Consider the following 23,974-nt stretch of genomic DNA (forward strand, 5'->3'; position numbering starts at 1 on the left):
ATCTTATGCCTTTGGTGTATTCAATCTTTGTCCCTCATCCGCCCATCCTGGTGCCCGAGATTGGACGGGGGGAGGAAGGGAAATGCTCAGCTACTCTGGCCGCCTACCGGGATCTGGCCGTGAATTTAGCGGCAGCCCGGATCGATACCGTTCTCCTTATTTCCCCTCATGCCCCGCTTTTGCGGGAGGGAGTGGCCCTTCTTCAGGATGAGATCCTCAAGGGGGATTTTGCCCGGTTTGGGGTGCCCCAGGTCCGGCTGGGATTTGCCAATCATCAGCCGCTGGCCGGAAGATTAGCCAAAGAACTGCCCGGAGGGGTGCTCTATTCAGGAAAGCTGGATCATGGCACCCTGGTCCCCCTGTATTTTCTGCGGGAAGCAGGCTGGGAGGGCAAGCTGGTGGTTATGAGTATGCCCCTGGCGGACCCTGAAGACTATGGCAACATCATCCGCAGCGTTCTCCAAGACTATTCTGAGCCCATCGCCTTGGTGGCCAGCGGCGATCTCTCTCATCGCTTAAAAGAAGATGGTCCCTATGGCCTTCATCCCTCAGGGCCGGAATTTGACCGGCAAATTTTTGAAGGATTATCCAGAGCTCCCTCTGCCCTTAAAGAGATTCCCAGGAACCTGGCCGAGGAAGCGGGGGAGTGCGGCTGGCGGAGTCTGCGCCTGGCCTTGGCTGTGCAGCAAGGAATGCCCAGGGTCCTTTCCTATGAAGGAACCTTTGGCGTCGGCTATCTCGTCGCTGAACTCTATCAATCCTCTCCTTTACCCCAATGGGCCAGACACTGCCTTGAAACCTATCTGAAAACAGGCACGACTCAAGGGCTCACCCCTCCTGATGATCCCTTGCTGAAGCTGCGGCGTCCCTGTTTTGTAACTCTCCATAAAGAGGGGGAGCTGCGCGGCTGTATTGGCACCACTGCCCCTTACCGGGAAAATCTTGCTCAGGAAATCCAGCATAACGCCCTTGCCGCCGGCAAAGACGATCCCCGCTTTTGGCCGGTGGAAGAGGAGGAATTGCCCGCTCTGACGATTACAGTGGATGTCTTGGGGGATATGGAAAAAATCAGCGGCATGGAGGAACTTGATCCCTGGCGTTATGGCGTGGTTGTGCGCAGCCGGGGAAGAACAGGACTGCTGCTCCCCCATTTGGAAGGGGTCAACACAGCTCAGGAGCAAGTGACCATAGCCAAACATAAGGCGGGATTAGGGGTCAATGAACCTGTGGAAATGTGGCGGTTTGAGGTAGTCCGCTATTTTGAATAATTATCCGGAGGTATCGGTGGTCCATGGAAGAAAAAACTGCAAGCTGCCTGCTTTGCCCTCAGCATTGCCGGCTTCGTTCAGGGCAAACCGGGCGTTGCCATGTGCGGGGGAATCAGGGGAATGGTGTAGAACCCCTTAATTACGGGGAAGCAGCATCCTGGCATCTTGATCCCATCGAGAAGAAACCTTTGTTTCATTTTTATCCGGGAAGCTGGATTTTCTCCGTTGGCGGCTTCGGCTGCAACCTTAATTGTACCTTCTGTCAAAACTATGAAATCTCGCAATCCCGGCAAAGGGGGCTGCGGGTTACACCGGAGGAGTTGGCCAAGCAAGCCCGGGGCTCTCTGGGGTTATGCTTTACCTATTCAGAACCTGCCACGTGGTTTGAAATGATCCGGGACACAGCCCCCCTGGTCCGGCAGAACGGCGGCAAGGTGGTTCTGGTCAGCAACGGCACCATCTCTCCCCGGTATATCGAAGAGCTGATTCCTTTCCTTGATGCTGTCAATATCGACATTAAGGCCTTTACAGAAGGATTCTACCAAAAGTTCTGCAGCGGCAGGCTGTCCTGGGTTCTGGACACGGTGGAGCGCCTGGCCGGCCGCGTTCATCTGGAGATCACAACCTTAGTTATCCCTGATGCCAATGATGATCCCCAGGAGATTCGGAAATTAGGGCGCTGGCTGCGCCAGCTCGATACTCCTCTGGCCTGGCATTTGAGCCGCTTTTTCCCGGCCTATCAACTCAACACCCCGCCCACGGATCCTCAGAAACTCAGGAAGCTTTGGGAACTGGCCAAAGAAGAAGTGGAGTATGTCTATCTGGGCAATCTCACTGGGGGAGAGACCACCTTCTGTCCCCAATGCGGACAGAAGGTGATTCTGCGGGAGAACTATCAAATCCGAAACCTTCTCCATAATGGGAAGTGTCCTGCATGCGGCAGGGGTATCTTTGGTGTAGGGCTATAGGTAACGGAAAATCATTGATATAATGCGTAGTAATAGGAATTGCCAATAGTGAGGAAGGGTATATGTGGGAATAATTGAATGGTTATTAGAGGGTGATGTGGTTATTCAGCATTTAACCAACAAGTATTTGCTGGATCGTCCCTTTAACCATCACAATGAAGGTTATATTGCCAGGTATTTGGATTTATATGATGCTGTTCATCAAGAATGGGGCGGCAGTATCTATTCCAACAAATGGATATCAAGTACCTATACATTGCTGGAGCTGAAGTATATGGAGGTTCATCCTGATAATGCCTCCTATCAGGATGCCACGAAAAAAGTGCTGAACGGTCTTTGGACTAACCACGGCAGGATTTCCAAAACCAGATATCAGGATATGTGTATGTCCGCAATGCTGTTAAGTCTTGTTTGCTATGGAAAAATCAGTGCTGTCAGGATAAACGAAATTGTTGATTACATTTTGGCCCATCAAATGGACGATGGCGGCTGGAATTGCGCTTGGGATTCCGTTCATAATTCTTCGACAGTTGGGTCTGTGCATACGACTATTTCAGTTTTGGAAGCACTTGCTGATTACAAACACTATGGCTATAACTACCGATTGAATGAAATAGAACAACAGGTGACTGGGGGGCAGGAGTATTTATTAAACCGGGAATTATTCAAATCGCGCCAAACCAGTGAAGCGATCCATCCGGATATGATTTGCTTTCATTACCCCTGCCGCTGGAAGTATGATTGTTTCAGGGCGCTGGAGTATTTCGCCCATGTTGACTATCCCTATGACGACAGAATGCAGGAAGCCTTGGACTTGGTGAAAACCGCTTTAAAAAAGGGTTACATAAACAGAGGAAAGACTTATCCGGGCAGAGTTCATTTCCCCCTTGAATCAGGCCCCAAAGGAAGGTTTAATACTTACAGAGGGTTGCTTATCCTCAGGAATTATGATAATAAAGCTTACCAAGAGGTCATTGAGACGGATTTCAGATACGAATAAATGGGGTGGATCCTTGTTCGTCATCTGCCCATTATGCTTATACTGTGACCGGCAAATTGGAATTTGTATTGCCACTTAGTAGTACAAGCTTCATTATTGGGATAATGAGAATACTGTAGTAATTTTTAAAATAAGAGCAGAGCTGGTCAAGCGGCCAAATCCTAGTAGTGATATGCTATCTATTAAAGGAGGTGCATATCATGCACGCATGGGAAGCCGTACAAAGAACATTGAATTTTATTGAAATAAATATCAGTGAAGAAATTGATATTGAACAACTTGCCAAAGAATCAGCGTTATCTCTTTTTTATTATCAAAGGTTGTTCTCTCGTCTCGTTAAAAAACCAGTCCGAGAATACATTAAACTGCGCCGATTAGCTTGCGCCTGTAAGCTGCTTGCTGATAAACAACACCGTATTTTAGATATTGCCCTGGATTGCGGCTTTGGAAACCACGAAACATTTACAAGGGCATTCAAAGAAGCCTATAAAATGACGCCGGAAGAATATCGCAGACAACCGGTAATGCTCAATCAATTTGATAAGCCTGATTTATTGTTGAACTACACAATGATTGACGAAGGTATCCCGTTTATCAGTGATGGACTTGTGTTGGAGTTTAATCGTAAAACAATCCTGCAACCAATTCTCTTTGTGGGAGTGACAGGGATCATTCCTATTGAGGGACAAATGCCCCTTGGCGAAGCTACAGGCGTAGATATGCCTGGTGAAGTCTGGAGAAAATTCCACCAAGAAAAACAGCTTATTCCCCGGATAAGGGGAGGACGCGAGCTGGGAGTTGCTTATCTTGGCGATGTACCTGAAGGTTATTTCACTTACTTTGCCGGTGCGGAGGTAGCACCGGGAACAGAAGATACCCGTTTTGTCAAATGGGAGCTTCCTGCCAGAGAATATATTGTTTGCGGATTTGAAGCAGAAAATTTTGACCAGCTTGTAACCGTAGCTCTCAATAAAGCTGTAAAATATAGTGGGCTTTGGCTTGAAAAACACGGATTGACTATGGATGCTTATTCTCCTGAAATCTACTACGACAATTCACCTGAAGGTAGTTACATGGAATTGTGGATGCCGGCATCAGAAAAGTGCTGATAACAGGTAATTAATATTTTAAGTACCTTATTACAGGAATGTGAAGCTACAACTTCCAATTTATCAGGGAGGAAACAGGAGGAAAATCCAGAGTTATGCGGGTTTGCGGTGTATTGCACATCGTAAAACCCGCTTTTTTTGCACTGTCAGAAAGTATAACGACCTTGCCTACTTTCCTCCAGTATAAGTGCAACCAACGGCTTTGCCTTTTATGGGGTGTGACAATATAAGGCTCGGCGAAGCCGGGTTTTCTTTATACGGATACAATTGTGTTTTTTGTTGGTTAAAAGCGCTTGAAAGGATTGGAAACCGCCACTAATTGAAGAAAATCTATCCAAAATATGAAACAACTTTGCATTTACCTTTAAGTCGTCCCTCCCTATACTTAAGGACAGGCTACCTTAATCAACGAGGAGAGGAGTATTTTTTTTGAAGAAGAAAATTGTGTTTCTGCTCAGCGTCATGCTTGTGATGATTCTGGTAAGCACTCAAACGACTCATGCCGCTACCCCATTGCTTAAAGTTGGCTCAAAAGGTTCAGCTGTAGTGACATTGCAATCAAACTTGCAAACTCTCGGCTATGAGGTCGGTCCTATTGACGGAATTTTTGGTGCCAAGACAAAAACAGCGGTGCAAAAATTTCAAACGGCTTCCCGCATCCAAGTGGACGGAATCGTCGGTCCTCAGACCCAACAGGCCTTGACCAAAGCGCTGGGCTCCAAGACTACAGCATTGGCGTCTAAGAGTACAACGAATCCTTCCCAAAAAACTCAAGCCATTTTGTCCACGGCCAAGAGTTACACAGGTGTTCCTTACCTCTGGGGAGGAACGACACCCTCAGGTTTTGATTGTTCCGGATTTACTCAATATGTGTTTGAGAAAAATGGGATTACTCTTCCACGCACCAGCAATCAGCAATACCAAACAGGAACCTCTGTAAGCTTTAACTCCCTAATACCAGGGGATTTGGTATTCTTTAATTTCAATTCAGGCAGTGTGGTAAGCCATGTGGGGATCTATATGGGAGACGGACAATTTATCAGTGCAACATCTGGTAAAGGTGTCATTACTTATGGCTTTACACCCTATTGGAAAAATGCTTATGTAGGAGCCAAAAGAGTCTATTAAATTCAGCTAAAACTAACATATTGGAACCAACCCAGTAAAGGGACTGCTCAGTGCAGTCCTTTTCTTTGCTTTAAATATATTGAAATTATCTTGACAAGTTGGAGGAATAGCTGAGAAAATCCGGAATTACTATGGTTAAGTGATCTATGTTAAGCGATCTGTTCTGGGGAGGAAAACGAAGTGGCCGCTCTTGGAATCTCTATGTTCCTGTTCATCTTACTCGCATTTGTATCATGGAGGTACGGAGTATTAAACTCTTTTTCCTTCTTGGCTGGCCATGCCTATGCTGCGGAAATAAGATTATTGCTTTGCTCTCTTTCCCATTTAGAGCTGTTCACCTTATTGCCTGTCGAACCCCGGGTTCGGCAGAGGACTTTGGTCAACAACTTATTTCGTGTTTCTAATCATTATCAGGTGTCTTCCCAAATATCCTGGCTGGTATTGGTATTTTTACTTGAAGTTCAGGCTTTAATCGGCAGACAAAATTCCAGTGATCTTCCTTTCCTCAAAGTGATAACGGAACATCGCGTTATTGCTGAGTGTAAAAAGGAGGATTACGATGACTATTGTAACAGTGCTTGGTTTGCTATTGGCAGGCTTTGTCTACCAGCTGGTTTCGGTTAAGTATGAGGTTAAAAAATATCAGCCTGTTGGTCAAATGATCGAGGTTGAAGGCCATAAAATGCATATCTATGCCAAAGGGCAGGGGAGCCCGACCGTTGTGATGACAGTAGGCCTGGGTTCGCCATCGGCTGTAGTCGATTATTACAGAGTTTTAGAAGGCCTTTCCCACTATACCAGAGCAGTGGTTTATGAAAGACCAGGCTATGGGTGGAGCGAAAAAACAAACACGTCCAGAACTGTCGAACAAATGACTAAGGAGCTTTATCTGCTCCTCGAAAAAAGCGGTGAAACGCCACCCTATGTTTTAGTGGGGCATTCCATGGGATCATTGGAGATTCTTCATTTTGCCCAAACCTATCCGGGCTTGGTCGCCGGTGTGGTGTTAGTTGACGGCGGCAGCCCCGAATATTACCGTACGGTTAAGTTTTCCGCTGCTTTTAAAGCGGTTATTTATGGGACAAGGCTTGTCACAAGACTCGGGTTGATCAGGCTTTTCGGAAATGCAGCGACTATTTTAGGCATTAGCACAATGGCCTACTTTCCTAAAGACATGAGAAATAAAGCTAAGGCAAAGTTTTATAGCAATTGGTTTAATGACAATAGTATTCAGGAGCTAAAACAGCTGAAGCGAAACGCAGCCATTGTTGAATCATATGGTCCCATCGGGGATATACCCCTTGTGCTCTTATCTTCGGAAAAAAGCATCAAGGGAGTAACTGGATGGGATAAGACTCAAAAGAAGCTGCTCATTTGGTCGGGAAACAGCCGAAGGGAAGTCATTCAGGGTACGAGTCATAGCATGCATTTTAATAACCCTGAAGCAATAGTGAAAGAAATAGTTCAAGCAGTCAGTCATAATAGACAATAACCCATAGAATATGAGCCATGATTTGGAGATGGATTGCTCCAAGTCATGGCTTTTTGCTGTCATTCATTTCAGTGAGGGAAGTACTGGAGAAAGTATTGATTTCATGCCGTTTAAGCTTCATCACGACCATTGGAAAATTTATTTCTACAAATAAGAGGAAAATTTCTCTTGACAGCAGCAATATTCATACTATTATGAAGATAAAGATATATAATTTGTATAGACATATATTCAAGTTCACAAGGATATGGATATATGAAAGGAGGGTAGAGAAACAGGGGCGTTTGAATTATTGCTAAGGAACAATAAGCTCTGGAGTGGAATCCACTAGATTACGGAAAGGTTGGTAAGTATGAGCGAGAAGAAACAATCCCTAGTATTATTGGCCATTTTTTCATTTGCGTTTATCGCGATGGGCGTAGGGACGATTACACCTGCCATAGCTGCGATTGGAGCAGCCTTTCCCCAGATTGGTTTCAGCACTTTATTATTAGTTTCCACAATTCCTTCCCTTGTTTCAATTCCGGTAGCTATTATCGGCGGCAGCATTGCCGGTAAATCGGTTAAGTACAGAACTTTAGTGCTCTTTGCAGCCCTGATGTTTACCATTGGCGGTATAATTCCCTATTTCATAAATGATTTTACCCTAATCCTGGTATCCAGAGCCTTCTTTGGCTTAGGGCTCGGTCTGATCATGCCTCTTAATACCGCTTTGATTTTCAACCTGATCCCACCGGATAAGCAGGCCAACATTATGGGAATCAACGGAGTGGTCATGAATATCGGCGGGATCGTCCTGCAATTGCTGGGTGGCGTTTTTGCTTCAGTTCAATGGAATTACAGCTTCCTGGCCCACGGTTTTGGTTTAATCACATTTTTGCTCACGCTTTTCTTCCTGCCTGAACCTAAAAAGCATGAACTTCCTGCAGGTACGGCAGATGCCCCGGCCCAAAAACTAAAAATGCCTGTTTCGATCTTTGGCTGGGGAATTGCCTTTGGAGTCGCCACTATCCTCTACTACCCATCTCTGACCAATATGTCTTCTGTTCTTCAAACTATCGGAGCCAATTCCGCAGTGGCCGGGATCGTCTTAATGTTCATGACCATAGGCGGTATGCTGGCAGGAATAGTTTTTGGCAAAACCTTTAAAAAATTTGGCCGGCAGACTCTCAGTTTCGGCCTGTTCTTTTTCGTCTTATCCCAAGTCCTCTTTGCCTTCAGCCAGAGTGTGCCCCTCTTTATTATCGGTGAAGCGCTGATGGGAATTGGCTTGACTCTCACCATGACCTCCATCAATATGATGGCCGGAGCCTCCGTACACCCCAGCCAGACGCCGATGGCCATGTCCATTATTGTCACCGGCATGAATCTGGGCGGTTTCCTTTCCGGCTATATCTACGCTGCCGTTATGGGAGCCTTGGGTATCACAACTCTGAGATTCCAATACTACAGCGGCATAGTCGGCTTTGCGGCTCTTCTGATCTTCTTTTTGGTTCTCTTTTCAATGAAAAAACCGGCAGCGCCGGTTGGTCCTTCCCAGGCAAGTTCTCATTAGAATTGCCATAAAATTAAGCATCAATCTTCGAAGGAAAAAGCTGAGGGTTCTGAGGAACCCCAGCTTTTTCTTTATGAGTATTTATGTACTCTATCCAGCACACCCCTGGTCCGGGAGTAAGGCAAAATCTGAAACGTTGAAGATTTTGGATTCTTTTTCGCTCAGGGCGCCGCCCACCACCAGTCTGTACTTTCTGGTGATTTCATATATTTTCCTGTGTTTCTACTATAGTATATGAGGCGAGGCTGCTGGTGTGACAACTCAAGCCAGAAAATGCCAATTTTTTAATTTTGTTTTTGAATCAGCTGGTGACACTACACTTGCCCTGATTGCCGATTAACGGGAAAAAGAGTTTGGTTACATTTCAAAAGGGGTTTTGTTACATCCGGGTAAAAATAGATTAAAAAAGAGCCGATATATATATAGTGAGCAGATGTAAACAGAAAGCAGAGGTGCGGCTGTGTTAAACATAGCGGTATGTGATGATGAAAAAGTGATTGCCGGACAGCTCAGTGACATGATAAAAAAGCACTTGCCGGACTGTGAAATAGAGGAATTTTTATCAGGAAAGGATGTGTTGTCGGCAAAGAAAGCTTTTGACATCTTCTTTTTGGATATTCAGATGGAACAACAGAACGGTATCGAAGTTGCCAGAGAACTCCGCAAGCATAACAAAAATGCTGTCATCATCTTTATAACCGGAATCAAGGAGTATGTCTTTGCCGCCTTTGACGTAGCCGCTTTGCACTATCTATTAAAGCCTGTCGATGAAGAAAAGCTGAAAGAGGTTCTTGACAGGGCGGTAAAAGCAGTCAGGGAAAACACGGCTAAAAAAAAGCAGCAGCTTTTCATAAAAACAAGGGAAAAGAACAGCACGCTTAATGTGGACGATATTTTATATCTGGAAAATGATATGAGAAAAATCTTAGCACACACCCAAAAGGAAACGATTGCTTTTTATGGTGTGATGTCAGAAATGGAAAAATTGGTCGGAACAGGCTTCCATCGCTGCCATCGAGGCTACTTGGTAAACATGGCTTATGTTTCCGAATACGATACCGATACTATTCTATTGAGCAATGGGGAAAAGGTCTATTTAGCAAAAGACAGATATCAGGATTTTGTAAAACAGTATATGAGATATTTGCGGAATGGGGATGTGCCCTATGTCTGATCTGTTGGCAGCTCTTTTTAAGCTAATGCTGTATCTGTTTGAGGGATATTGCCTCCAACTCCTGTTTCGTGCCTTTGCAGAACCGCGGCTGCCAAACTGGAGATGGAGTAACTCCCTCGTTGGTATTGTTTGGATTGCTACCAGAATAAGCTGCGGCGTGTTATTGCAGGCTACAGATGGCATAAGCTTAATTGAGAAACTGCTGTTTCAGGCAATTGCCCTGGCTGTCTTTTGTATATGCTGGTATCAAGGGAACAGCCTATTAAACGTCTTTCTGGCGATCCAGTTTATGGCGCTACGTGAGTTGGCATTTTTTGCAGGCTATAGTCTGCTGTACGTAAGCGGCTGTTTTATTGATCTGTTTGCCAAGGGAATGAGTACAGGGACCCTGTCAGAAAGAGGATTTTTTACAGCAGTAGATATTACCATGATCGTGTTTATGCTGATTATGGAAATCGTACAGGGGGCCCTGCTTTACTTTTCTATTCAAAAACTAGTGAAAAGCTATCGCCACCGGGAAAGGGACAGACCGAAAAAAGAGCAGCTCTTTTATCTGCTCCCAGCGGTGGCAGGGGTACTGGTAGCGGTTTTGATACGCCTATTATTGATTTCAGTGGAAGATGGAACTCCTGTATTGCTTTATCATCAGTACCCGGCACTATACCTTATCATTCCGATGATTGCTATGGTTCTGCTGGGAGCAATCCTATTCAGTTTTCAACTCTATCAGGACATGATCGGCTTGCAAAAAGAGCGGACCGAAAAAGTAATCTTGGAAAACCAGATAACACAAATGCAGCATTCCATGGTGGAAATGGAGCATTTATATGACGGCATACGCTCGGTCAAGCATGACATGAAAAATCACATGGCGGTGTTACAACTCCTGCTGGAAAAGAAATTCCTGTCAGATAGCGGAGAGGATGAAGAAGTCAGGCACTATTTTGAGGGTATGTATCAGTCAGTGGAACAATTGGAAAGGAAAGTACGGACAGGAAATGCGGTTAGTGACGCAGTAATCGGCAGTAAATTCCGCTATGCGGAAAAAGAAATCGACAACATCAAGCTGAAGGCAAGTGACTTTATCTTGACTGACGCCGTCCGGGTAGGAGCTTACGATATAGGAATTATCTTAAATAACGGCTTGGATAATGCCATTGAGGCGTGTCTGAAAATGCGCCAGAAGCAGCCGGACGCAGAAGTATACATCACCATAAAATCTTTCCGGAAAAAGAATCTGTACTTTATCGAAATAGAAAACAGTTTTGATGATGTGCTGCAGCTCGATAAGGAAAGCGGTTATCCTGTGTCAACAAAGGAGGATAACGAGATACATGGTATCGGACTTAGGAACATCAAAAACTGCGCGAAGAAATATGCCGGCGATATGGATTGCATTGTCGAAGATAAAAAATTTACATTGTCCATCATGTTAAAGGGATGATTGGAAAGGAGCAACGGGACGAACAAAAGCCAAGAGCATATAAACAAGGGAGGAATACCCATGATGTTATCTTCTGTAAGCAAACCAATGGCTTGCACCTTACAGCAAAATGATATAAGCAGAAAAAACCGTGCTGATACTTCTAATGTTAGCTTTAAGGATACATTATCCCAGGCTGTATTTGGCTGCATATCAGCATCCACTGCTTCGGCAACGGAATTATCAAGCAACACGACGAATGTCAATGCCTATCTATCGCTGTTACAACTTAAGTTTGGGACTAAAATATCAGTGCAGAACATGGAGTATAGCAAAGCGAATATAAATCATATCGGAAGTTTAACAACCGGATCGGGGAATGTGATCATAGCCTCTAATATTCTTGAAAAAATGGCTTCTGACCCACAAGCAAGATGAAGCTAAAGCCAAAAAGCGGGCAGAAGAAAAGAGGCTGAATGAAATCACCCGAAGAACCTTAGAAAGTTGGGGTAGAACATGAATATATCCTGGGTAAGTCTATTAGAGCATAATGACGTTATAAATAAAGGCTATTCAAAAAAAGCAGCAGGGAGTCTGAGCTTTTCTGAGATCTTGAGTAACCAAACAAAAGCTATTTCCACAGCTACAGAACATCAGATGGGCAACTGTTTCCCTAATATGAAGGTTTATGTAAAAACCGGAAAGTGTGCTATATCCAAAAGCAATTGGGATAGAAATAATTTTCCAGTTTGGAATTATTTTAAGGACAACACCAAGGCTGATTGTCTAAATTCGTGGACACCTACAGGACCAGAGCCACGGGCAACAGATTGGTGTGTCCAAAAAGAGCTGAAGCAAATAGCTTTCGGGGCAATCAGTATTTTAATTCCAACCAGTTTGCAGCAAAAAATGGACGCTGATCCGGTATATGCGGGGCATATTTGGGAAAAGATTTCTGATTGGAAAAACAGCTATGATCAGGTAGATAACGCACTAGCGGCTTCCTATGGCTATAATCCCTCTCTACACCAGATGTCAAAAAGCTATTGTCTGCAGCTTGATGAAAATGGCAACATTGAAAAGCATGTCGTCATCAGCGGTGGATTAGGAGAGCCTTATTGTAAAGAGGGAGGGAAAGAGATCTCTATCCATAAGTCCGCTCCAAAATACTTAGGCAGCTTTCCAATAAGCAGCAAAATAAGCCATAAGGAGGCCTTGGAAAATACCTTCGAACAAAAGGCGGTTAAATTGGATTATAGCCAGATTGCTGCTTACATCATACCGCAGGATAGGAAAAGGCTGTGGTGGCAGTAATTCAAGCAGGATTTTAAGGTTTTCGAAAATTAAAAGGATAACTGCCTTTTTGACATCGGATAGGATGTGCACAATACGTTACGGGCCAGAACTTAAATGTTGACATTGTTATGTGACAAAAAAGAGCTTACGCCAAGCGTAAAGCTCCTTTTTGTTCCTATTAGACTATAATGTAAATATTGAATTCACCAGGTCCGGGAGTAAGGCAAAATCTGAAACGTATCAGATTTTGCACCCTTTTTCGCCCAAGGCGCCGCCCATCACCAGTCTGCACTTCCTGGTGATTTCATATAGTTTCCTGTGGTTCTACTATAGTATATGAGGCTAGGCTGCCGGTGTGACAACTCAATCCAATGATTTCCTTTTTTCTTTTCCATGTTTACCTATACAACAGTGGGTGGTTTCTCGTAAAGGAAAAAATCAGATTTGCAAAGAATATCTTTATAAAGAGAGAGTAGGGAAGAGGATTGATGCCGATGAAGTCAATTCAGCTGAAAAATGGGCAGCTCATTTTAATCAGAGAAGCAGTCAAAGAAGATGCTCGGGAAGTAGTTAATTATTTAGCCAGGATTGGCGGGGAATCCGATTTTCTGACCTTTGGGCCTGGTGAGCTTCGTGTATCCATAAGTGATGAGGAAGCCCTAATCGAAAAAAACCGCAGTACCGGGAATAAGATCATGATCCTCGCCTTAGCTGACAGCAAAGTGGTTGGCTGTTTGAACTTTACTAATGGGGCCAGGGTACGTACCCAGCATACCGGTGAGCTAGGCGTTTCAGTCTCAAAGGATTATTGGGGACAAGGCATCGGCCGGACAATGATCGAGGAATTAATTCGCTGGGCCAGGGATGGGCAGACGATTAAAAAACTTAACCTTCGGGTCAGAAGCGATCATGAGCGGGCGATTAAGCTCTATAAGAGCTTCGGCTTTGTTCAGGAAGGGTTGATAACCGGAGAACTGATAATATCAGGCAAGTTTTATGATTTCTGCTGCATGGGGTTATGGATCGATTAATACGTGAGTTAATGGCTCATACGAAGTGCTTTTACCAGATAAGAAATAAACATCAGATTGGCTTTAGTACAAAGTGATAAGCCGGAAAATAGTTTAAGGCAGGAGTTTAACATGTTAAAACAGTTTAATCTTAAAGTATTTGAAGAAATTTTAGGGATTTGCCGCTTAGACAGCAATGCCCAAGTACCAGAGTGGGCGGAAGGAAAGTTTTTGTCTATAACCAGGACTGCTGATGAATTGTCCATTGTCTGCAGTCAAAAGCATATTCCTCAACATGTTGAATGCGAGGGGAATTGGCGCTATTTCAGAATTGAAGGGATATTGGACTTTTCGCTGATTGGCGTCCTCTCCTATCTAAGCGGACTATTGGCCAGTCAAGGGATTAGCATCTTTGTGATCTCGACTTATGACACCGATTATCTACTGATCAAGGAGCAAGAGCTGGATAAAGCCCTTGCTGCCTTGAGGGCGGAAGGTCATCAGGTTACCCTAGCCGGAGGATAAATAAAGAGGATCCGTAGGAAGGACTGCAATATTATAACAATCTTTTCGCCGGTTGATGCTAACCTGACTGATCTAATAGTCAAATCTATGCTATAATATTGGTGGAATATTTAGAAATAACTGAAAATACTTATCTGTTGTAACTTTACAAGGAGGGATAACACATGCTCCTCCAGGAAGGTACGAATACCTGCTTTTCCTATCTGAACCCTGGTGACACCATAGAAAAAGCTGTAAGTATTTTTTTGGATTTAAAGATCGCCATCATTCCTGTTTTAGATCAAGAAGGCCGCTTGTTGAGCATCTTCAGCCGCAGCAGCCTTTATCGCGCTGTTTTGGCTGGGGCAAGATCCAAAGATCGGATCGATCCCTACCTTATTACCGATGTCGTAAGTATCGCCAATGACATACCGGACGAACAATTAGCCAATTTCGTGAAAATGAGTCCAGTCGGTTCTGTTCCCGTTCTTAATAAAGAAGGAAAAGTGATCGGGCTTTTATGCAAAGCCAAAATGGTCACGACCTTATTCAGGCATTCCGAACAGGATCTCACGGATTTGGAGCATACAGCCAAGGAATTGGAAACAGTTAAGGCTCTCAATGAAACCTTTGATACCGTTCTTAATATCATCCGTGATGGCATCGTCGTTGTCGATGAAAAAGGAAAGATAACTCTTGTTAATCAAGCCATGGCGGATTTTTTAACCATCCCTCCTGAAGAGATGATCGGCAAACCCATTACCGAAATCATGTCCTCAAATCAATTGCATCATGTCGCCTGCACCGGACTATCCGAAACCAGTGAAGTATTGACCATACGCGGCAAGCCTTTGATTGTTTCCAACTCGCCCATCATCAAAGAGGGCAAGGTTGTGGGCGCTGTAGGCAAGGCTGTGTTTCCTCACCTTGCCGAGGCTCAGGAACTTGCTGAAAAAGTACGCTGCTTAGAGCATAAGGTCACGTTTTTCCAGGAAGAATTACAAAAAAACAGGACAGCTCAGGACATCATGAAAGATATGGTTGCCGAAAGTCCCCAAATGAAAAAACTTAAAGATGAAATTTCCATCGTCGCTACCAGCACCTCAACCGTATTGATCACCGGTGAAAGCGGGACCGGCAAAGAAGGGGTGGCACATGCCATTCATCTTGGCAGCGATCGGGGCAAAGGGCCTTTTATCAAAGTAAATTGCGCGTCCATTCCCGAAAGCCTTATGGAATCAGAAATGTTCGGTTATGTCGGCGGCGCTTTTACAGGTGCGGCGAAGCATGGGAAACCGGGACGCATCGAACGGGCTGACGGCGGCACCCTTTTTTTAGACGAAATCGGGGAAATGCCCCTGGCTTTGCAAGCCAAGTTATTGCGGGTATTACAGGATCGGGAAATTGAACGGCTGGGAAGCACGGAAACAATCAAGGTCAATATTCGTATCTTAGCCGCTACGAATAAAAAATTAAGCAATGCTATTGCCAAAGGGGAATTCCGGCAGGATCTTTACTATCGATTAAATGTCATCAATCTGCACTTACCTCCCCTGAGAGAACGCCTTGAGGATATTGAACCCTTAACCCATTTTTTCATCTCTAAATTTAATGATATTCTTAAGGCCAATGTGAGCGGCATCACCCCTAATGCCATGGCAAATTTGCTCCAATATTCATGGCCGGGGAATATCCGCGAACTGGAAAATGTGGTGGAGAGGGCGGTCAACTATACGCGCAGCGGCTTAATCGAATTGATTCACTTACCCCACCAGATTATCAGCGGTAATACGGCCTTAGGTCAGGTAATCAACAAGAAAACGGTTCGTCATCAGGATAGACTTGGCCAGATTGAGCGGGATATGATCGCTGCCGCTCTTGAGAAAGCAGGGGGCAACAAGACCAAAGCAGCAAAACTTTTAAACCTCAGCCGTTCAAGACTTTACGACAAATTAAATAAATACGATCTCAATACTTAAACGTGTTCTAAGAGAGCGCTCATCCAGAAAAACGTCCCAAAAGCGGATAATGGCTAAACAAAAGCGTCCGCTTCCGGGACGTTTTTTTATACTAATCGGAAAGGTTTCTTAACCTAGTGCCCTGTCAACCCTAAATCTCACCTATCCTGGCGGCCAATTTACAGCAATACTGCGTTGTCGTCAATCGCCATACCCTCGGTATGCCTCAATCCTCCGCCTTGTCTTGCTATAAATTGGCTCGCCATTATAGTGTAATTTTAAGGTTGACAGGGCACTAGAGGCTGTTAAAAAGATTTGGCATAATTATTGCATAAATAATCTAATAATTCAGAAAATTTTAAGCAAGGAGGGCAATGACATTCGTTTAGGAAAATAGTCAGGCTGAGGGGGAGTAAATATGTCCAATAGTAAAGACGATTTAACACAGCATGAAGAGTTGGCCTTACTTGAGATACAGGAAGAAGGTGAAAACGATGAAAGGGCTTTTGCTTGTCTACACCGGTAACGGCAAAGGAAAAACCACCGCCGCCTTGGGTCTGAGTCTTAGAGCTTTAGGCCACGGGCAAAAGGTAGGCTTCTTACAATTCATGAAAGGAAGCAAAAATTACGGGGAGGTTAAGATTTCCGAAAAACTTCCCAATTTAACCCTGGTATAAACCGGCCGGGATTGTTTCGTTTCCTTTGAGAATCCCGAGCCAGTGGACATTGCCATGGCACGTGAGGGTTTAGCTGTTTTAGCCCAATGGTTCAAAGAGGATCGTTTTGATTTGATTGTCGCGGATGAACTTTTGGTCGCCCTGGGATTTAATTTAGTCACAGTTCAAGAAGTTTTAGACCTGATTGAGCAGCATCCGCCCCATTTAACCCTTGTCTTAACCGGGCGTTATGCACCTGATGAGCTTTTGGATATTGCCGATACCGTAACCATCATGCAGGAACACCGGCATGCTTATCAGCAAGGGGTTGTGGCAAAGGAAGGGATGGAATTTTGAAAACCAGCGCATGGGAGCCTTGGTTAGAGCGCCTTTGGCAGGGGGATAAACGGGCCGCGGCTAAACTCATGTCTCACGTGGAGGATGACCAGGGACGAGTGGAGATTATGTGCCGCATCCTGCCCAGAACCGGTCAACGCATGGTCCTCGGCATAACCGGACCGCCGGGCGCAGGTAAAAGCTCCTTAGTCGGAGCACTCACTCAGCTCTATCGGGAACAGCGTGATAAGGTTGGCATCGTAGCCGTTGATCCCAGCAGTCCCTATTCCGGAGGGGCCATTCTGGGCGATAGAATCCGCATGCAGTCCCATGGCACGGATCCGGGAGTGTTCATACGGAGTATGGGAACCCGGGGGCACTTAGGCGGAGTGGCGCGGTTTACAACCGATGTCTTAAAAATATTGGAAGCTGCCGGATATGAACGTCTCATCCTGGAAACCGTCGGAGTAGGACAATCAGAATTAGAAATCATGGAATGTGCCGATACCGTCCTGCTTGTTTTAAACCCGGGAACCGGCGATGGCATTCAAGCCATCAAAGCCGGTATCATGGAAATTGCCGATATCTTTATTGTCAATAAAGCCGACTTACCAGGAGCCGAACGCCTTAAGAACGATATTGAAATGGCTTTGGATCTGAATGGTGCCAGAGCCTGGCGGGCACCTGTCGTCATGACCAGCACGCTTGAGCAGCGTGGACTTAATGAGCTTCACGAGCACATTGCCAAGCACCAAGAGTTTCTGACCGAGTCGGGAAAATGCCGCGAACGCCGTCACAATGCTTTCAAACAAGAGGTTTGGCGGCACTGGGAAGCCATTGCGCGGCAGGCCTTTGCCACAGCCTGGCAAAACCTGCCCAAGTCTGAGGGAGATGACCTTGAACCTGGCAATCCTTACACACTTGCCGAAGAGATCTGGGCATCTATTGTTTCCGGGAGGTTTACCGACCGTTCCGCTCATTAAAAATTTAGGGTTTTTATAGATATTAGGGTGAAAGGGTTAGGGAGTGATTCTGAAAAAGGTTAGGTGAAGGTATGCAAGAAGATTTTAGCCGTTGGCAAAAATCCTACCAGGAGCAGAAAGAGCGCCAAGGGCCCTTTATGACTGTTTCCAGCGCCCCAATCGCTCCTCTTTATGCTCCGGATAACACTCCTGAAATCGATTTTGAAAAAGATATTAGCTACCCGGGGGCATACCCTTATACACGGGGTGTCCGCACCAACATGTACCGTGGCCGGCTTTGGACAATGCGGCAATTTGCCGGCTTCGCCACTGCTGTGGAATCCAATCAGCGGTATAAGTTCCTGCTCAGTCAAGGTCAAACCGGATTAAGTGTCGCTTTCGATATGCCAACCATCATGGGCTACGACTCCGACCACCCACGGGCCTATGGCGAAGTGGGCAGGGTAGGGGTTGCTATTGACTCCCTTCAGGATATGGAGACTTTATTTAAAGATATCCCCCTGGATCAAGTCAGCACCTCGATGACTACCAATGCTCCTGCGGCTATTTTATGGTCTATGTATCTTGTCGCGGCGGAAAAACAAGGAGTTCCTGCCCACAAACTTACAGGAACCATCCAAAACGATATCTTAAAAGAATACATTGCTCAAAAATCCTGGATTTTCCCACCGGAACCTTCTCTCCGCCTGATCACAGATATTTTCGCCTTTGCCCGGGATCATGTTCCTAAATGGAACACGATCAGCATCAGCGGCTACCATATTCGGGAAGCCGGGGCAACGGCTCTTCAAGAGTTAGCCTTTACCCTGGCGGATGGCTTCACCTATGTTGAAGCAGGAATCAAGGCCGGCCTGGATGTGGATGATTTTGCACCGCGGCTCTCCTTCTTCTTTAACTCTCATACCGACTTCTTTGAAGAAATCGCTAAATATCGTGCCGCCCGCCGGATTTGGGCAAGGCATATGAAAGAAAATTATGGCGCCAAAAAAGAGGAAAGCCTGCTGCTCCGTTTTCATACACAGACTGCAGGGTGCTCACTGACGGCACAGCAGCCTGAGAATAATATCATTCGCACAGCCTATCAGGCTATGTCGGCGGTGCTGGGAGGAACACAGTCCCTGCATACTAATTCTATGGATGAAGTTCTGGCCTTACCTTCGGAAAAAGCCGTTCAGATCGCTTTACGGACTCAGCAAATTCTGGCCTATGAGACAGGGATCGTCAATACCATTGATCCCCTGGCCGGCTCCTATTTCGTAGAGGCTTTAACCCAGCAAATGGAGGAGGGGGCTGAAGAATACTTCCGTAAAATTGAAGAACGGGGCGGGGTTCTTGCCGCAATTCATCAGAACTTTTTCCAGCAGGAAATTGCCGATGCAGCTTATCGCTATCAAAAGGAAATCGAAGGAAAAGACCGCATTATCGTTGGGGTCAACGGGTTCCAAACTGAAGAGGCCCTGGAAATTGACCTTTTAAAAATTGATCCTGAAATCGAAAGAAACCAGGCTCAACGGGTTAAAGAACTGAGAACCACCCGGGATAACTTACACGTCAAAAACACTCTAGCCGCTTTAAAAGCAACTGCCCTGAGCTCAGATAATCTTATCCCGAAAATCATTGATGCCGTTCGGGCTTACGCCACCGAAGGGGAAATCGTCGCTGTCCTCAAAGAGGTTTTTGGGGAATACAGGGAACAGTCTGTATTTTAAAGGTAAATATAGGGAGGGTTAGACAATGGGATTAGCCATGGAACAAGCGCGCATTCGTGTTTTGGTGGGCAAACCAGGTTTAGATGGCCATGACCGGGGTGCGAAAGTCATCGCCCGCGCCTTACGTGACGGGGGAATGGAAGTCATCTATTCGGGACTGCATCAAACTCCTGAACAAATTGTCGCAGCGGCGATTCAAGAGGATGTGGATGTGATCGGGCTCAGTATCTTATCCGGTTCCCATATGACTGTCTTTCCAAGGGTTAGAGAACTTCTTGAGGAGCAGCATGCTGAAGATATTATTGTCATGGGAGGGGGAACCCTGCCTGAAGAAGATGTTAAAGCATTAATTGAAGGCGGATGCGCGGAAGCGCTTTTTACTCCGGGCACACCGACAACCGATATTATTCAGTGGATCAAGGATAGAGTTGAGCAAAAACAAGGCTAATCATTGCTAAAATTGTCCCGAAAGCGGACGCATTGTGCACACAAATGCCTGCTTTCGGGACAGTTGTTTTTTACTTTTCCATGGTTTTCTTATCCCATATTCCTGAACGGGTAAGGTCAAAAATTTTCTTGCCGAGGATTTAATCCTTAAACCCTGTGACACCAGGCGTCTTTATCGGTTGCATCCTTTATCCATTGGCCATTCGTAAGCAAAGCGAAAGGTTTGGCATCATTGTTGCAAGATAATTCAGAATATTAAAAACGATACACTATTCCCTGCTTAACAAACCATGCTCCAGAAAGGAGGAAGGCCAATGAAAAGAATCATGATTATTGGTGCAGGACAAATGGGTGGTGGCATAGCACAGGTTGCTGCCCAAGCAGGCTATTCAGTTATTCTCAATGATCTTAAAGAAGAATTCGTAACCCGCGGGCTGAGTGTGATTGAGAAAAACCTGAGACGCAATGTGGAAAAAGGAAAGCTTGAAGCCACAGAATGTGCAGCAATTTTAGGACGCATTACCCAATCCACCGCTTTGCAGGATGCAGCCGCAGCTGACCTGGTTATTGAGGCAGCCGTAGAAAATATGGTGATCAAGAGTCAGCTTTTTACTCAACTGGATGAGATTTGTCCGGAGCATACCATTCTGGCAACGAATACATCCTCTCTCCCCATAACGGAGATTGCTGCCTTTACTCAACGTCCCGACCGGGTTATCGGTATGCACTTTATGAATCCGGTTCCGGTGATGAAGCTGGTGGAAGTCATTCGCGGCCTGGCCACCAGCGACGAAGTCTATCAAACCATTGAAGCCTTAAGTCAGGAAATGGGAAAAACCCCTGTGGAGGTCAATGATGCCCCTGGATTTGTGGCCAACCGTATCTTAATCCCCATGATCAATGAAGCCGTTTATACCCTTTATGAAGGGATTGCCACGGTTGAAGATATTGATCAGGTGATGAAACTGGGGATGAATCATCCCATGGGCCCCTTAGCTTTGGCAGATTTAATCGGCTTGGATACAGTGCTGTCCATCTCCGAAATTCTTCATGAAGGTCTGGGGGACAAATATCGTCCCTGCCCGCTTCTGCGCAAATATGTTAAAGCCGGTTGGTACGGAAGAAAATCCGGTCGTGGTTTTTACCAATATTAATTTTACCAATATAACAAAGAGACAATCTCAGTCACGGGGGAGGAGCCAACGATGTCAGAAAAAGTGATTCAGAAACTTGAACACACCAGAAAAAACTATTACAAAGATGCTGAAATTGCCGCTTACGGTGAAAGAAAGCCGGATTACTCGACCCTGGGAAGAAAAATTGAGAATACCTATGCCAGGCAGCGTCAAGTCGTCTGTGTGGAAGCCTGCCGGACACCCTATGGCAAGTCGCTGGGGGCCCTGCTGGAGTACGATGCGGCTCAATTAGGAGCACTGGCTATTAAAGAAGTTCTCCGGCGGACGGGGGGAAAAGTCGCCCCAGGTGAAGTGGATTATGTGATCATGGGTCATGTCGTGCAGGCGGGCAGCGGTCAGGTCTCCAGCCGCCAAGCCACTCTTTTGGCGGGATTGCCGGAACATGTGCCTTCCATTACGGTCAATAAAGTATGCTCCTCCGGTGTCAAGACCATTGATCTGGGGGTGCAAATGATTGCTTTAGGCAGGGCGGAAATAGTCATTGCCGGCGGACAGGAGAGCATGAGCACTATTCCTTTCTCACTGCCGGACATGCGCAGGGGCCGGAAGATGGGGCTTCCCAATATCGACTGTGTTGATCTGATGGTCAAGGATGGTCTTTGGGATTCCTTTTATGAGCGCCATATGGCCATTCACGGTTCTGAAGTGGCCGATGAATTCGGCTACAGCCGGGAGGAGCAGGACGAATGGGCCCTCCATTCACAGCTCGCCGCCTCGGCAGCGATCGCTGCCGGGAAGCTTGATGCTGAAATCTTTCCGGTGGCCGTTAAAAAGGGCAAAGAAACCCTGGAAAGAGATGAAGGCCCCCGTGCCAATACCACCCTGGAAGGCTTGGCTAAGCTTGGCCCCGTTTTTGATCATGTTAGTGCTGTAACCGGGAAGCCTGGCAGTGTAACCGCCGGCAATGCGCCGGGAACAAACGACGGCGGGGATGTCTGTCTCCTGATGAGCCGGGCGAAAGCCGATGAACTCGGCCTCAAACCCCTTTTTTCCATTGTGGACTATGCCGAAGTTTCCCAGCCCACCAAGGATATTGCTACCGTTCCCGGGCTTTCGATCAAGAAAGTCCTAGAACAAAACAAGCTGACCCTTGATGATGTAAAGCTCATCGAAATCAATGAAGCCTTTGCTGCGGTCGCCCTGGTGAGCGCCCGCACGATTCTGGGTATGACCAAGGAACAAATGTATGAAAAAGTCAATGTCAACGGCGGAGCCATTGCCTATGGGCATCCCATTGGAGCGACCGGAGCCAGAATCGTCATGACCTTAGCCTATGAGCTAAAGCGCCGGGGGGGCGGTTATGGAGTGTGTGGCATCTGTGCGGGGCATGCCCAGGGTGATGCCATGCTCATCTATGTGGACCCTGATTGATATCCAACGTGTGGACCCTGATTATATATCCAACCGATACCCGATTGAACCTATCGGACCTATCATCGAACCTATCAACATATCAACATATCGGCATATCGGCATATCGGCATATCAAATCTATCGAATATGAGTAAACCCTGTCATCAAAAACAAAAAAGATAAGTTAAGGAGTAGATGGGACTGTGAATTTTGAACTGAGCAGTGAAACGTTGATGATCAGAGACATGGTCAGAAAATTTGCCCAAAATCAACTGGCACCTCTTGCCCCGGAATTGGACAAATCCCATGAGTTTCCCATGGCTACCTGGAACAAAATGAGAGAACTTGGGCTGACCGGCTTTCCGATTCCTGAAGAATGGGGCGGCGGGGGAGGTTCTTACCTGGATTTTGCAATTATTGTGGAAGAGCTGGCCAAAGCCTGCGCATCGACAGCGGTTATTACCAGTGTGCACACCGGTTTAGGCTGTATGAGCATGTACCTCTACGGCAGCCAGCAGTTAAAAGAGAAATACCTGGAGAGATTGGCTACAGGGGAGATTATCGGGGCTTATGCCCTGACTGAGCCCAACGCCGGCTCAGATGCCGGTGCGCTCCGCTGCAAAGCCGAAGACCGGGGGGATCATTTTCTGGTCAATGGCGGCAAGATTTTCATCACCAATGGCACGGTAGCCACAACTTTCTGCACTTTCGTCAAGACCGATCCTACCCAGCCTAAAGGGAAAGGGATCACTTGCCTGCTGATTGAAAAAGATCTGCCCGGATTTACCATCAGCAAACCTGTCGAGAAGATGGGCATGCATGGTTCACCTACTGTAGAGCTTAATTTTGAAAATGTCAAAGTCCCCAAAGAAAATGTCCTTGGGGAGATCAATAACGGATTTGCCGTGGCCATGGGGCTGCTGGCCGGAGGGCGGATCACCATTGGGGCTCAAGGGCTGGGAATTGCTGAAGGTTCCCTTGACTATACCATCAACTATATCAAGGAGCGGCAGCAGTTTGATAAACCCTTGGCTGCCAATCAAGGGGTCCAATTCATGATCGCTGACATGGCCACGAAAATCGAGGCGGCGCAAATGCTCATCTACAGAGCGGCCTGGCTCAAAGATCATCAATTGCCCCATAACAAAGAAGCATCCATGGCCAAGCTTTTTGCTACCGATGTGGCCATGGAAGTCACTACGAATTGTGTGCAGTTATTAGGGGGCTATGGTTATTGTTCCGAGTACCCGGTGGAGCGCATGATGCGGGATGCTAAGATCACCCAAATCTATGAAGGCTCCAATCAGATTCAGCGCATGATCATCGGACGCGAAGTCATTGGGCGTTTTTGAGGGTTATTTAAGGGTTAGGAAGATATTAATTAAATAAGACTTCTTTCAAGTGGAATT

The 23,974-nt window shown here is 46.1% G+C and carries 21 protein-coding genes and 1 pseudogene; all 22 read left to right on the forward strand.

The window, feature by feature from the left end; all coding sequences use genetic code 11:
- Positions 1–5: 5 nt before the first annotated feature.
- Positions 6–1,268 (forward strand): AmmeMemoRadiSam system protein A, encoded by a 1,263-nt coding sequence (gene amrA / locus BUA14_RS20650; RefSeq protein WP_072774327.1) that lies wholly within the window; start codon positions 6–8, stop codon positions 1,266–1,268.
- Entirely contained in the window at positions 1,268–2,236 is a 969-nt protein-coding gene (gene amrS / locus BUA14_RS20655; protein WP_282433385.1) for an AmmeMemoRadiSam system radical SAM enzyme, read from the forward strand. The genes amrA and amrS overlap by 1 nt, the downstream gene beginning before the upstream one ends.
- Before the next feature lie 64 nt (positions 2,237–2,300).
- Positions 2,301–3,236 carry a prenyltransferase/squalene oxidase repeat-containing protein gene (locus BUA14_RS20660; RefSeq protein ID WP_072774329.1) on the forward strand — a complete coding sequence of 312 codons (936 nt, stop codon included), beginning with the start codon at positions 2,301–2,303 and terminating at the stop codon, positions 3,234–3,236.
- Positions 3,237–3,436: 200 nt separating this feature from the next.
- Positions 3,437–4,345, forward strand: a complete 909-nt coding sequence (locus tag BUA14_RS20665; RefSeq protein ID WP_072774330.1) for an AraC family transcriptional regulator — start codon at positions 3,437–3,439, stop codon at positions 4,343–4,345.
- A gap of 429 nt (positions 4,346–4,774) precedes the next feature.
- Positions 4,775–5,473 carry a C40 family peptidase gene (locus BUA14_RS20670; protein ID WP_072774331.1) on the forward strand — a complete coding sequence of 233 codons (699 nt, stop codon included), beginning with the start codon at positions 4,775–4,777 and terminating at the stop codon, positions 5,471–5,473.
- A gap of 180 nt (positions 5,474–5,653) precedes the next feature.
- Positions 5,654–6,097: a hypothetical protein gene (locus BUA14_RS27610; RefSeq protein WP_143153488.1), complete on the forward strand. Its 444-nt coding sequence runs from the start codon at positions 5,654–5,656 to the stop codon at positions 6,095–6,097.
- Positions 6,033–6,965 carry an alpha/beta hydrolase gene (locus BUA14_RS20675; protein WP_072774332.1) on the forward strand — a complete coding sequence of 311 codons (933 nt, stop codon included), beginning with the start codon at positions 6,033–6,035 and terminating at the stop codon, positions 6,963–6,965. Before BUA14_RS27610 ends, BUA14_RS20675 begins: the two co-directional genes overlap by 65 nt.
- Positions 6,966–7,317: 352 nt before the next feature.
- Positions 7,318–8,520: an MFS transporter gene (locus BUA14_RS20680; protein ID WP_072774333.1), complete on the forward strand. Its 1,203-nt coding sequence runs from the start codon at positions 7,318–7,320 to the stop codon at positions 8,518–8,520.
- Between the two features lie 460 nt (positions 8,521–8,980).
- Positions 8,981–9,694 (forward strand): LytR/AlgR family response regulator transcription factor, encoded by a 714-nt coding sequence (locus BUA14_RS20685; RefSeq protein ID WP_072774334.1) that lies wholly within the window; start codon positions 8,981–8,983, stop codon positions 9,692–9,694.
- On the forward strand, positions 9,687–11,138 hold the full coding sequence (locus tag BUA14_RS20690; protein WP_072774335.1) for a sensor histidine kinase: 1,452 nt from the start codon (positions 9,687–9,689) through the stop codon (positions 11,136–11,138). Before BUA14_RS20685 ends, BUA14_RS20690 begins: the two co-directional genes overlap by 8 nt.
- Before the next feature lie 60 nt (positions 11,139–11,198).
- Positions 11,199–11,555: a DUF6033 family protein gene (locus BUA14_RS20695; RefSeq protein ID WP_072774336.1), complete on the forward strand. Its 357-nt coding sequence runs from the start codon at positions 11,199–11,201 to the stop codon at positions 11,553–11,555.
- 78 nt (positions 11,556–11,633) lie between these two features.
- Entirely contained in the window at positions 11,634–12,431 is a 798-nt protein-coding gene (locus BUA14_RS20700) for a hypothetical protein (protein ID WP_072774337.1), read from the forward strand.
- A gap of 476 nt (positions 12,432–12,907) precedes the next feature.
- On the forward strand, positions 12,908–13,444 hold the full coding sequence (locus BUA14_RS20705) for a GNAT family N-acetyltransferase (RefSeq protein WP_072774338.1): 537 nt from the start codon (positions 12,908–12,910) through the stop codon (positions 13,442–13,444).
- Between the two features lie 111 nt (positions 13,445–13,555).
- Positions 13,556–13,948 (forward strand): ACT domain-containing protein, encoded by a 393-nt coding sequence (locus BUA14_RS20710; protein WP_072774339.1) that lies wholly within the window; start codon positions 13,556–13,558, stop codon positions 13,946–13,948.
- 164 nt (positions 13,949–14,112) lie between these two features.
- Positions 14,113–15,906, forward strand: coding sequence for a sigma-54-dependent Fis family transcriptional regulator (locus BUA14_RS20715; RefSeq protein WP_072774340.1), 1,794 nt, complete (start codon positions 14,113–14,115; stop codon positions 15,904–15,906).
- Positions 15,907–16,379: 473 nt separating this feature from the next.
- Positions 16,380–16,898 (forward strand): annotated as a pseudogene (locus BUA14_RS20720) (cob(I)yrinic acid a,c-diamide adenosyltransferase).
- Positions 16,895–17,860 (forward strand): methylmalonyl Co-A mutase-associated GTPase MeaB, encoded by a 966-nt coding sequence (meaB, locus tag BUA14_RS20725; protein WP_072774341.1) that lies wholly within the window; start codon positions 16,895–16,897, stop codon positions 17,858–17,860. Before BUA14_RS20720 ends, meaB begins: the two are co-directional and overlap by 4 nt.
- A gap of 71 nt (positions 17,861–17,931) precedes the next feature.
- A complete protein-coding gene (locus BUA14_RS20730; protein WP_072774342.1) occupies positions 17,932–19,569 on the forward strand; it encodes an acyl-CoA mutase large subunit family protein in 1,638 nt (545 codons plus the stop codon).
- A 25-nt stretch (positions 19,570–19,594) separates the two neighbouring features.
- Positions 19,595–20,017 (forward strand): cobalamin B12-binding domain-containing protein, encoded by a 423-nt coding sequence (locus tag BUA14_RS20735; protein WP_072774343.1) that lies wholly within the window; start codon positions 19,595–19,597, stop codon positions 20,015–20,017.
- 313 nt (positions 20,018–20,330) lie between these two features.
- The gene (locus BUA14_RS20740; RefSeq protein ID WP_072774344.1) at positions 20,331–21,170 is read left to right on the forward strand and encodes a 3-hydroxybutyryl-CoA dehydrogenase; all 840 of its coding nucleotides are present in this window, start codon (positions 20,331–20,333) and stop codon (positions 21,168–21,170) included.
- 51 nt (positions 21,171–21,221) lie between these two features.
- Positions 21,222–22,583, forward strand: a complete 1,362-nt coding sequence (locus BUA14_RS20745) for a thiolase family protein (RefSeq protein WP_072774345.1) — start codon at positions 21,222–21,224, stop codon at positions 22,581–22,583.
- Positions 22,584–22,768: 185 nt separating this feature from the next.
- Positions 22,769–23,917 carry an acyl-CoA dehydrogenase family protein gene (locus tag BUA14_RS20750; RefSeq protein ID WP_072774346.1) on the forward strand — a complete coding sequence of 383 codons (1,149 nt, stop codon included), beginning with the start codon at positions 22,769–22,771 and terminating at the stop codon, positions 23,915–23,917.
- The last annotated feature ends 57 nt before the right edge of the window (positions 23,918–23,974 follow it).

The organism is Desulfitobacterium chlororespirans DSM 11544 (genome assembly GCF_900143285.1).
GTDB lineage: Bacteria > Bacillota > Desulfitobacteriia > Desulfitobacteriales > Desulfitobacteriaceae > Desulfitobacterium > Desulfitobacterium chlororespirans.